General features: G+C 44.7%; 7 protein-coding genes and 2 pseudogenes. 3 read left to right on the forward strand and 6 right to left on the reverse strand.

Annotation, left to right across the window (positions count from 1 at the left end; genetic code table 11):
- Nucleotides 1-37 precede the first annotated feature (37 nt).
- Nucleotides 38-1,372, forward strand: coding sequence for a 5'-deoxyadenosine deaminase (locus ETR37_RS13715; protein WP_129447401.1), 1,335 nt, complete (start codon nucleotides 38-40; stop codon nucleotides 1,370-1,372).
- A 247-nt stretch (nucleotides 1,373-1,619) separates the two neighbouring features.
- Here ETR37_RS13715 and ETR37_RS13720 read toward each other — a convergent pair whose 3' ends face one another.
- Nucleotides 1,620-2,771 carry a methyl-accepting chemotaxis protein gene (locus tag ETR37_RS13720; protein WP_240673900.1) on the reverse strand — a complete coding sequence of 384 codons (1,152 nt, stop codon included), beginning with the start codon at nucleotides 2,769-2,771 and terminating at the stop codon, nucleotides 1,620-1,622.
- A gap of 204 nt (nucleotides 2,772-2,975) precedes the next feature.
- On the opposite strand from ETR37_RS13720, the gene ETR37_RS19185 reads away from it, so the two are divergent.
- A complete protein-coding gene (locus ETR37_RS19185) occupies nucleotides 2,976-3,131 on the forward strand; it encodes a hypothetical protein (protein WP_164978005.1) in 156 nt (51 codons plus the stop codon).
- Nucleotides 3,132-3,362: 231 nt separating this feature from the next.
- On the opposite strand, the pseudogene ETR37_RS20030 reads toward ETR37_RS19185, so the two are convergent.
- The 3 genes and pseudogenes from ETR37_RS20030 to ETR37_RS13735 all read right to left on the reverse strand — a co-directional run bounded on the left by ETR37_RS20030 (nucleotide 3,363) and on the right by ETR37_RS13735 (nucleotide 7,342).
- Nucleotides 3,363-4,718, reverse strand: a pseudogene (locus ETR37_RS20030) (GntP family permease).
- Nucleotides 4,719-4,779: 61 nt separating this feature from the next.
- Entirely contained in the window at nucleotides 4,780-6,324 is a 1,545-nt protein-coding gene (gene gntK, locus ETR37_RS13730) for a gluconokinase (protein ID WP_129447403.1), read from the reverse strand.
- Nucleotides 6,308-7,342 (reverse strand): LacI family DNA-binding transcriptional regulator, encoded by a 1,035-nt coding sequence (locus ETR37_RS13735; RefSeq protein ID WP_129447404.1) that lies wholly within the window; start codon nucleotides 7,340-7,342, stop codon nucleotides 6,308-6,310. The genes gntK and ETR37_RS13735 overlap by 17 nt, the downstream gene beginning before the upstream one ends.
- Nucleotides 7,343-7,565: 223 nt before the next feature.
- On the opposite strand from ETR37_RS13735, the gene ETR37_RS13740 reads away from it, so the two are divergent.
- Nucleotides 7,566-9,212 (forward strand): alkaline phosphatase, encoded by a 1,647-nt coding sequence (locus ETR37_RS13740; protein ID WP_129447405.1) that lies wholly within the window; start codon nucleotides 7,566-7,568, stop codon nucleotides 9,210-9,212.
- 53 nt (nucleotides 9,213-9,265) lie between these two features.
- Here the strand turns inward: ETR37_RS13740 and ETR37_RS13745 are convergent, their stop codons facing one another.
- On the reverse strand, nucleotides 9,266-10,189 hold the full coding sequence (locus tag ETR37_RS13745) for an AEC family transporter (protein ID WP_129447406.1): 924 nt from the start codon (nucleotides 10,187-10,189) through the stop codon (nucleotides 9,266-9,268).
- A 319-nt stretch (nucleotides 10,190-10,508) separates the two neighbouring features.
- A pseudogene (locus ETR37_RS13755) lies at nucleotides 10,509-11,681 on the reverse strand (IS110 family RNA-guided transposase); the annotation flags it as partial.
- Nucleotides 11,682-11,837: the final 156 nt, after the last annotated feature.

The following is an 11,837-nucleotide window of genomic DNA, read 5'->3' on the forward strand; positions in this document are numbered from 1 at the left end:
AATAAAATAGTTGCGACAAGCAATGGGGGGGAATCGAATGGGAACTTTGTTAATTAAAAATGCACAAATTATTACAATGAATCCAGCTAATGAGATTATAATTGGCGACATTTTCATAAAAAATGACACGATTCACTCAATCGGTTCAGAATTAAATCCAAATCATGTTGATAAAATCATCGATGCGAAAAATCGTACCGTTATACCGGGATTTATACAAACTCACATTCACTTATGCCAAACTCTTTTCCGAGGGAGAGGAGATGATTTAGAGTTACTAGATTGGTTAAAAAAACGGATTTGGCCATTAGAAGCAGCACACGATGAAGATTCGATATATTATTCCGCATTGCTTGGCATCGGAGAACTTATCCAGAGTGGCACCACGACAATCGTGGACATGGAAACGGTCCATCATACAGAATTTGCTTTTCAAGCCATTGCCAAAAGCGGGATAAGAGCTTTGTCAGGAAAAGTGATGATGGATAAAGGCGATGATGTTCCAATTGGATTGCAAGAAAAGACGTCTGATTCTATACAAGAAAGTGTCGATTTACTAGAAAAATGGAATATGTTTGATAATGGAAGAATTCGCTATGCCTTCTCTCCTCGCTTTGTCATTTCATGTACGGAAGAGTTATTGAAAGAGATCAGAAATTTATCAGAAGAGTATAATGTGAAAGTCCATACCCATGCAGCAGAAAATCGAAAAGAAATTGAAATAGTGCAAAAAGAAACAGGCATGAGAAACATTGAATATCTTGATTATCTGGGGCTGGCAAATGAACGATTGATACTAGCCCACTGCATATGGCTAAATGAGCAGGAAAAGAAAATAATCAAAGAAAAAGGGGTTCATATCAGTCATTGTCCCGGATCAAATTTAAAACTGGCATCAGGAATCGCTGATATTCCAGATTTACTCAGCATGGGCGTTTCTTTAAGCCTAGGTGCCGATGGAGCCCCATGCAATAACAATTTAAATATGTTTAATGAAATGAGACTAGCAGCACTTATCCAGAAACCTACATACGGACCTACAGCTATGAATGCCAGAAGCGTCTTCGAAATGGCCACAATTGGCGGTGCCAAAGCAGTAGGATTAGAGAATGAAATTGGAAGTATTGAAGTTGGCAAAAAAGCAGATTTAGTTATCTTAAATTTGAACAATTTCCATACGTATCCTTCCTATGATGTCGATCCCATTTCTCGAATCGTTTATTCTGCTTCGAGAGATGACGTCGAAACAACCATCATTAACGGACAAATTGTCATGGAAAATAAAGTGTTAAAAACTATCGACAAAAATATTGTTTTATATGAAGCAAACCGTTCTATTAAAAGACTTTTAAAAAGAGCAAGCTTTATTTAGTATGCTGTTATCTTACATTTCGCACCACTTAGATCCGAAAAAAGCAGAATTTTCCTGGAACGCTGTCAAGTTTATAAGGAACGCCAAAAATAAAGAAGAAGCAGAAGACATTACTTCCTTTGGAGGATGGAAAAACGCATTGAACCACTCATTAGGCTGCTAATACTTTGTAAATATTCATGTACGATGGTACGGCCTCAACCCTTGAATCGCTCTAGTATGGGGAGATTCAAGGGTCTTATTTGCCTCATATTTGCCTAGGGTTCGCTTCTATGGATAAATCTACACCGATAACACCGACAACGCGGTCATGGTCGTAAATAGGAGCGGATACAGTGATGCAAGGCCGTTTGGTTAATGCTGACGTATACGGATCTGACACATATGTTCGTCCTTCGCTGGCTTCGATAAACCAAGGACGCGCTTTAGCATTGACAAGCCTGGCCGGAGGGTTTGAATACACAAATGTTCCATCGAGGCGATTTGACCACACCGCTTCAATCTCATGATTGGATTGCAAGAAATCGTCCAACAACCGTTGATGATGCTCCCTATCCATATGATGCAAAGGACATGTTTGAAGAAGGCGGGAAATTTTTCCGACTATGTTTTTGATAACCGTTTCATCCAGCGAAACTGCTGCAATCGAATAGTCCTTTCCAATACTATGTTGCAGTTCGTTCGACGTCGATTCTAATGCTTCATTAATAAGCAAAATTTTTTCAATACTTTCGTGCTGTTCATCCATATCCATGATCACCCGATTGACCAGTTCCTTATTTTCCATCGCGAGATCAGTAATATGATCAAGTAAACGGGCAATTTCTTCAACACTATCGGACTGTGCGTTGGCCGCCTGTACAGAGTTAGATACCATTGTTGTAATGTGGTCGAGCTTTCTTTGCAACGAATCAAGAAAACCGATGATTGCCAACATCTCTATGGACTCTGCCTCAATTTGCTGTGTTTCTTCCTTCACGACATCGGTTGTGGAAGCTATTTCGCTTTGAACGAATGAAAGAATATCGCGCGTTTGTTGAACAGCCTTCGACGTTTGGCTCGCCAATGTTCCAATTTCATTCGCCACCACCGAGAACCCTTTCCCATGTTCTCCGGCTCTTGCCGCCTCGATATTCGCATTTAACGCAAGAATGCTTGTCTTTTGCGAAATCTCCCCAATAACGGAAAGAATTTGATTAATTTCTTGCGAGCGGCTCACTAAACTATTCATTTGCTCAAGCAATACTGCATGATGGGCACGCAGCTTCTCCATTTCATCGCGCAACTTTTTTAACGAATTCCAAGAGTGAATAAGGTCTTTAGAAAATTGTTGACTGCTGACATGAATTTCTTCAGAAGCAGCGGAAATTTCTTTTGCCGCCGATTCAATCATTCGCATTTTTTCCGATACTTCCTGTGTATATATAAGTTGCAATAAAGATTTTCCGATTGTTCGATTCTGTTTTCCTTCATAACAAGTCATTTTGATAGAATGCAGCGGGCGCTCTACTGGATGTAAAACAAAGTTTCAACTTATATAGTCTACCGTTTTTTCACTATGCTCCATCAGCTCCGCTGCACTTTTTTTACTGGAATTCGAAATATGACTAAGGGAAAGGGCAGCCAGTTTCATTTGCTCAATTACGGCTTTCAGCTGATCGGCAGCGACTTGCACTTGTCCGGCCATTTGCTGATGATCATCAACAATATGCGTGTAGCGCTCATTTTCACGTTCGGAATTGGACAAACACCATCTTAACAAAAACATAGAACCTCACCTCTTATGTAACTTTTTATTACATGATTATAACATATATCATCAAATCTCCGAAAGGTTACTGTTGCCATAGACTTTCAAAAAAACATCCCCGCTGATGCCATAAGCGGGGACGTCCACAAATCATATGTTATGGTATAAAGTTTTCTCACCATCAATGAAAACAAATGGGCTTTCTACCGTCTCTCCGGGAAACTCAATTGTTCCCATTCATTATACAATGACGTTCAATAAAAGAATGAAGATAAATGCCACTACAGAAATAATCGTCTCCATCACAGTCCATGTCATCAACGTTTCTTTGACGGTCATGCCGAAATACTCTTTGATCATCCAGAAGCCCGAGTCATTGACGTGCGATAAAATCAACGATCCCGCTCCGGTCGCTAACACAAGCAATTCTGTGTTCGTACCTGGAATGCTGGCGGCAATCGGGGCGACGATGCCGGCCGCTGTCATCATCGATACGGTCGCCGAGCCGGTTGCGATCCGAATGAGCGCGGCGATCCCCCATCCTAATAGAAGCGGAGACAGATGGGAATGTTTCGCTACATCGGCGATTTGCTCGCCAATGCCCGAGTCAAGGAGCACTTTGTTAAACGCTCCGCCGGCGCCGATGACAAGCAAAATATTGGCGACAGGACCAAGGCAGTCATTGGCAAACTTCAACACTTTATCGCGGTTGAATCCGCGCGCGTAGCCAAGCCAAGGCTAAAGAACGAATAAATCGTTGCGATTAACAGCGCGACGACCGGATCCCCGATAAAGCGCAAGACTTTCGATGCTTGCGACGCTTGATCTAGCGTGACATTGGCAATGGAAGCAATAAGCATTAAAATTACTGGAAGCAGAATCGTAAATAACGTGTTGCCAAAGCCAGGAAGGTCTTTCTCTTCTTTATGCTGCACAAGCTGCTCGGCGATTTCTGCCGGCACTTTTTTATGCATGCGCGACCCGATCCATTTTCCAAACAACGGGCCGGCGATAATCGCTGTCGGCAAGCCAACGATAATGGAATAAAGAATCGTTGTTCCGACATCGGCCTTAAAAATGCCGACGGCAGCCATCGCCGCTGGATGCGGAGGCACCAGCCCGTGCACGACGGACAATCCGGCAACGAGCGGAATTCCAATCGTCACGAGCGAAATCCCCGTCTCCATCGCAATCGTAAATACAAGCGGAATAGCAGGACGAATCCTACTTGGAAAAATACCGGAATACCGACTAAAAAGGCAACGACCATCATCGCCCAATGGACGCGTTTTTGGCCAAAACGGGGTTAATTAATGTTTTGGCAATCCGTTCGGCACCTCCGGACTCTGCCATCATTTTTCCAAGCATCGTCCCAAGCGCCAAAACGATCGCTAAAAAGCCAAGCGTATTGCCAAGACCTGTTTTGATGGAATCAATAATTCCCGGCGTTTCCGGCGACGGCGCGATCAGCGGCATGCCCATCGCAAGCCCGACACCAACGGACGTCAAAATTAAGGCAACAAATGGATGCATTTTCGCAGCCGTAATCAGAAGCAATAATACAACAATCGCTGCAACGACAATCGCAATTCCCATGTTTGTTTCCCCCTCTGTTGTGCTTGATGTAAACTAAACCGATTTAGTAACAAAAATATAGCTATCCATTTCTGCGCTGGAAAGAAGCAATCACATCAAACTCGTCTTTCAATCGTTCATACAACCGCGTATACATATCAAATAATTCGGAATAAATGAGCGTATTTTCCGTATTCGGTTCATGACGGGCGGTAATATGAATCCACGTTTTCACCGTATCAAGCGACGGAATATCACCAAGCGCATACAGTGCCAGCGCTGCGGCGCCTAATGCCGACGCCTCATGCGTTTCTGGAACGAGCAACTCTTTTCCCATCATATCGGCAAGCATTTGCCGCCAAAACGGGGATTTCGCAAACCCGCCCGATACGCGGATTTCCGACAGCGGTCCCGTGACATCACGAATCGCCAGAGCGACGGAAAAGACGCTCATGCACACTCCTTCCATGACGGCGCGAATAAAATGTTCCCGCTTATGATGGAGGCTGATGCCAAAAAACGTGCCTCTGGCGTTTGCGTTCCAGTACGGCGCCCGTTCCCCGGATAAAAACGGGAGAAATAGCAATCCTTCTGCCCCTGCTGGAACCCGTTCCGCATATTTTGTAAGCAAATCGTACGGATCAATGCCGAGCTTTTTCGCCACTTCACGCTCTTGCCCGCCAAACTCATCACGGAGCCATCTTAGCAAAATACCGCCATTATTTGTCGGTCCGCCAACAATCCAATGGTTTGGTGTCAGCGCATAACAAAACGTTCGGCCTTTTTCATCCGTTTTCTGCACAGGAGAAATCGTACGAACCGCACCGCTCGTTCCGATCGTAATCGCTGCTTCCCCTGGCAAAATCGCCCCGACACCAACGTTGGCCAGCACTCCGTCGCTCGCGCCGACTACAACTGGCACATCCGGATCCAAGCCCATTTGCTGCGCCCATTCTTTCTTCATCCCGCGCAATATATGTGTCGTTGGTACTAAGCTTGATAACTGCGCTCTTGTAATTCCGAGAAGCTCAAGAACATCCACATCCCAGTCAAGTGTGCCTAAACGAAACAGCCCTGTTGCTGAAGCGATCGAATAGTCGACAACATATTGACCATATAATCGATACAATACATATTCTTTTATGGACACAAACTTAGATGCCTGACGGAATAAGTCCGGCCGTTCTTCTTTTAGCCAAAGCAATTTTGGAAGCGGTGACATTGGATGAATGGGTGTTCCTGTCCGCTTGTAAATATCCAGGCCGTTCCATTCGTTCAAAAGACGCTCTGCTTGTCTGACACTGCGAGTATCCGCCCATATGATACAGCGGGTAAGCGGGCGTCCGGATCCATCCAGCGCCATTAGCGAATGCATCGCCGCACTAAACCCCATCGCTTTCACCTGATGAGAAGCAAGACGCAATTTGGTGATGACAGCGTTTACAGTTTGGACAACGGCGGAGAAAATCTCCTCGGGATCTTGTTCCGCCCAGCCCGGATGCGGCTGGATGATTGGATAATCCACTGCATGAGAGGCGAGCACCTGCCCGCGTTCACCAAACACCACTGCTTTTGTGCTCGTCGTGCCGATATCAACACCAATGACTACTTTATTGTCTGCCGTCATTGTGGTTCCCCCTTTGTCGGACAGATTTCCGCTCTATCAATGTAGGCGGAAAGCGAAAAATTTGCGGCTTATGTTTTTGTTTCCTGGCAATTTGCAGAAACAAACGCTCTGCTGCTTTTTTCCCCATCGCAAAAGTTGGCTGGGCAATCGTTGTTAACGTTGGCGTATAAATATCGGCAAACGGAACATCATCAATGCTGATCAGCGCCAAATCATCAGGCACATGGATGCCGTTGTTCTTGACGAAATGCAAAATCTCCATCAATGTCAAATCGTTAATCGCAAACAGCGCTTGCGGCGGACGGCCTGAAGCAAACAGCTTTGCCAGTTCACTCTGAATGGACGAAATTTCGGCCGCAACAACATAATCAGCGATAACTGGAAGCCCTTTTTCCGTTAGCGTCTGCCGAAATCCTTCAATGCGCTCCATCCTTGGAATGACATGGGAAACAAGCGGGGGAGCAACGACCCCGATGCGTTGGTAGCCTCGCTCGGCAAGATATTCAACTGCTAAAGCGGCCGCTTTTTTATTGTCAAGCAGAACCGCATCCGCTTTAATCCCCGGAACCATCCGGTCGACAAATATAAGCGGAAAGCGCTCTTCGACCATTTTTTGATATATTTCGGCATTTTTTCCTGTCGGGAAAATAATCAAGCCATCGACTTGTTTTGCGCGCAACATCTCAATATACTTTTTCTCTTTTTCCGGGTCGTCATCCGTATTGCAAACAATGACATGAAAACCGCGCTCTTGGCACGCTTCTTCGATGGCATGCAAGACTTGAATCGTAAGCATATGCAAAATATTGAAGACAATGACTCCGATGGTTGCTGTTGTTTTCTGTTTTAAGCTGCGAGCGATAATATTCGGCTGATATCCTAGCTCTTCAATTGCTCGAGCAATCCGTTTTCTCGTTTCCTCGCTCATATATTCATAGCGTTTATTTAAATATTGCGATACGGTGCTTTTTGAAACATTGGCTAACTTCGCGACATCGGCCATCGTTACTTTTTTCAAGGGGATCCCTCTTTCATTACTAAATCGATTTAGTATTTATAAACCGGTTTAGTAGAATTATAAACCGAAATGAAAGCGTTTTACAACTATTTTTTACATAAAGGAAAAACGAATATATTTTTACAATATTTTCATACAATGTTTATATTGTTGCAAAATTCTATTAACAAATGGATTTTACAATCATGATTAGTACATATTATGGATAAAGGAGGAAGCAAAATTGAAAAACATTGGCAAAAAAATTGTCAGTGTTGCGTTAATCGGGTCCCTTACAGCTGGCTCTTTTGCTTTCGCTGCACGCGAGGAGGCAAAACAAGAGAAAAAACAAAAGCCGATTAAAAATGTCATTATGATGGTGATGGATGGGACAAGCGCCGGAGCTACAACATTAGCAAGATGGTACAAAGGAGAACCGCTCGCTTTAGACGAAATGGCAAGCGGCGCTGTCCGCACGTACTCAGCGGAATCGGCGATTACCGATTCAGCCCCAGCGGCAACAGCGTTGGCTACCGGATTTAAATCAAATGATAAGTATATCGGGGTTCTCCCAAGTGTTGTCAATTCGCCTGGATTACAGCCAATTTCGAAAGAACAAGCGCTCAAGCCGGTAGCCAATGTACTCGAAGGAGCCGAATTGCTGGGAAAATCAACAGGGATTATTGCAACAGCCGCCATTCAACATGCGACACCAGCAGGTTTCTCCGCACATGTTCCACATCGAAACATGTTTCCAGACATCGCTGAACAACAAGTATATCAAAATATAGAAGTCGTCTTAGGCGGCGGAAAAGAAGCGTTACTTCCAGGGAACGGAAAAAACAACCGAAAAGACAACGAAAACATGCTAGAAGTCATTAAGAAAAAAGGATATGATGTTGTAGAAACGCGCGAAGAGCTGCTTCGTTCCAAATCCAACAAAATTTGGGGCGTGTTTGCCGATGACGCGCTTGCGCAAGATATGAACCGTCCATATACAAGACCTAATGAACCAACACTAGCGGAAATGACGAAAAAAGCGATCGATACACTGTCGAAAGATAAAGATGGATTTTTCCTATTTGTGGAAGGAAGTCAGCCGGATTGGGCGGCTCACGCCAATGATCCTGTCGGCATTATCAGTGAAGTGTTAGCCTTTGACAAAGCAGTCGAAGAAGCGCTTGCTTTTGCAAAAAAACGCAACGACACGCTCGTTATTGCCGTAAGTGACCATGGCAACAGCGGTATCACGATCGGCAACCGTAACACCGATCAATCATATCCTGAAACTCCGGTTTCCGCATATATCGACCCGCTGAAAAAAGCGAAAATGACATTAGACGGAGCAATGAGTCAATTAAAAGAAGACAAATCCAATTTAGAAGAAGTTGCCCGTTTATACGGATTAGATTCATTAACAGCCGATGAGAAGAAAAGATTAAGCGAATCCACTGATATTCGCAAAACATTAGCGGAATTGCTGGCCGCGCGTGCCAATCTCGGATTTACAACAGGCGGACATACGGGGGAAGATGTATTTCTCTACACTTACGGTCCAAATCGTCCAATTGGCACATTTGAAAATACGGATTTAGCCCACATTATGGCAAAAGCGTTGGGCTTTGACTTAAAAGATTTAAATAAACGGCTATTTGTCAACGCCAAAAAAGAATTCGAAGCAATAGGGGCAGCCGTAGCGATTGACCAAACGGACGCGAAAAATCCTGTCTTAATCGTAAAAAAAGGAGATACGACAGCGAAACTCCCTGTGAACAAAAACATCATGATGATTGGAAACAAAACGTATGAATTAGAAGGACTTGTCGTTTACAGCGCGGATCAATTCTGGGTTCCAAAGCAGACAATTAAGCTCTTTAAAAAAATTCAATAGCATAGCAAAGGCGCGAATGCTTATTTCGCGCCTTTGCTACGATTTAATGCTTATCAAAATAAAATATTGGATAGATACACGATCATCGTCACCGTCACTGAACTAAGCAGCGTTGACACAAATACTGCTTGGGCGGCGTAATCCGGATGGTGGCCGTATTCGAGTGCATAAAGCGCGGTGTTTCTGGAACAAGGATACGAACTTGCAATCAATAAAGCTTGAGCGGTCACTCCCTCAAGATGCAATGCAAAAATAATCACAGCGGCAAGCGCCGGTGAAAGAAGCAGACGGCTGAACACGCTAAGATACAACAACGGCGGCAGCTGTTTCAGATTAATATAAGCCACTTGTGCTCCCAGCGTCAGTAAAGCAATGGCCAAAAATGCATTGGCAACATTTTGAAGAGGATTCCAGATAAACGATGGAACCGGAATATGCAACGACCGAAAAAGCAATCCAAGCAACAGTGCGTATATAATCGGGTTTTTCAAAAATTCTGCCGTCACTTTTCCTTTCTTTTCGCTAGCAGATATAAAATTAAACACACCGTATGTATTCGTAAGGAAATTTTGGAAAATCGTCACGACAATTTGAATCGACAGCCCTAACGGCTGCTGGTGAAATACAAGCTGGCTTACTGGAATGCCGAAATTACCGGAATTATTAAGAACGATTGTATTTTGAAACGTCGCCGCTAAACTACGGTCCAGCTTCATTAATTTTGCCATGACTGTGCTAATAGCGATTAGCACTCCATTTTGCAGCAGTAAAAACGCGAGTACTCCCAACAGAACATCGCCGTTCATGTTGCTTTCATAAATATTTGTAAACCCAACAGCCGGTAGTAGCACATAGACATTTAATTTGGACAAGGTATTCATGTCAAAATGGAAAATGCGATGCAAAAGCGCCCCAAGGCCGACAAGAAAAAACGTCGGCAGCATGACATGAAGCAAAATTCCACTAAAAACCGTCAATGGACCCCCTCCCTCTATAAATGTTGATATATCAACGGTTGTAACTGTTTCAGGGGTGTCAAAAAAAATATTTTTCGACAAAGTTCCTAACATTATTTCTTAAATATGTGTATATCTTACATTGGGTGGGTACGCTTCGCGGTCACTACTGGTTAAATTTGGTTGTAGTAGGGGAAGCGTATGGGATGCACCATGGATCTCTGCATCGCTGATGATGACGAACCCTCCCATGTCTCTNNGGGACTCAAGGTCGAATGGATGATATCGCGCCAGCTTCTCCGTGTCATCCTTGTTGTCTAGAGAATCGAGACTATAGGCATCAAGCAGCCGTTTCGAGGCCAAAGATGTCCCACATCATTCGCTTCACGTCAAACGCCTGTCGTTTCGTACACACCGCATGCAGTACCTTCAGTAATTTTCCGCATAACACCACAATCGATTGCTTCTTCCGTAACGGGTTATCAGGTCGTGTCGTGTAATAGTCGTGCAGCTGCCGAAACGCTTCGTTGTGGCGGATCATCGGCATCATCGCCCGGAACAGGAGAGCGCGAAGCCGTTTTCGTCCCCGTTTCGAGATCCGTTTCTGCCCTTTATGTTGGACGGAGGAATGTTCCCGCAGCGTCAGGCCCGCTAATTTGATGAGTTGCCGCGGATCCTGATAATGGGAGAAACTCCCAATCTCTGATAACAGTTCCACGATGGTCGCATCGCCTAAACCCGGAACGGTCTTCAACCATTCGTATTCGACGGAGGTCTGAACGAGTTCAATCAGCTGTTCTGTCAATGCCTCGATTTCTTCTTCCAGTTGGCGGTACCGGCGGACAAGCGTGGCAATTTCGATACGGGCCATCTGTTGTCCTTCCGTTACGCCAATGGAGTGTTGGGCCAGTTCCATCAGCTTCTTCGCTTTCGGCCTTTGCGGCGATTGTAATCCCTCGCTTTGCCGGTAAAGGGCGAGAACCTCTTCTAGCTCTTTTCCTGCCAGATCACTCGGAAATGGCGTATATTCCAGTACCGCGAGCGCCATTTTCCCAAACGACGGAAAGACTTGCGTAAACTCTGGAAAATACCGATCGAGCCAGCGAATCATCTGATTTCGAACTGCTCCCTGTTCTTCCACCAATTTGGAGCGAAATGTCGCTCCCACGCGCAGCTCCGCCTCCATCCCTTTCAGAATACGCGGATAGCTGAATCGGCCGTCTTTCACTAACCGGGCAATGACGAGCGCATCTTTCGCATCATGCTTGGTTGGAAGGTTATCGTCCAGCTCTTTGGATCGCTTCACGTGCATCGGGTTTGTCATGACGAGAGGGATGCCTTTCTCATCAAGAAAATAGGCGAGATTCAGCCAATAATGTCCCGTTGGCTCGATGCCAACGATCACCTCGGTTTTTCCAAATTCCTTCATGGCTTCCACGATGCACTGGTACAACCATTCCAATCCTTCTTTCGATCGCGGAACGGGAAACGGCTTTTTTAACACCCTCCCTCGATGTAAATTAGCACATTATTTCAGAATCCCTTTTTCAAATTATTTCAGGCGGATTCGGAAATAATGTGCAAAATTTTTGCGGATTGTTTTAGATTTTGCACATTCTTTCGGGACGTTTGCACGCTCTTTCAGATGAAGATTTCCAGCGCGCCTGAT

This window comes from Geobacillus sp. PK12 (genome assembly GCF_004123125.1).
In the GTDB taxonomy this organism is placed as follows: Bacteria; Bacillota; Bacilli; order Bacillales; family Anoxybacillaceae; genus Geobacillus; species Geobacillus zalihae.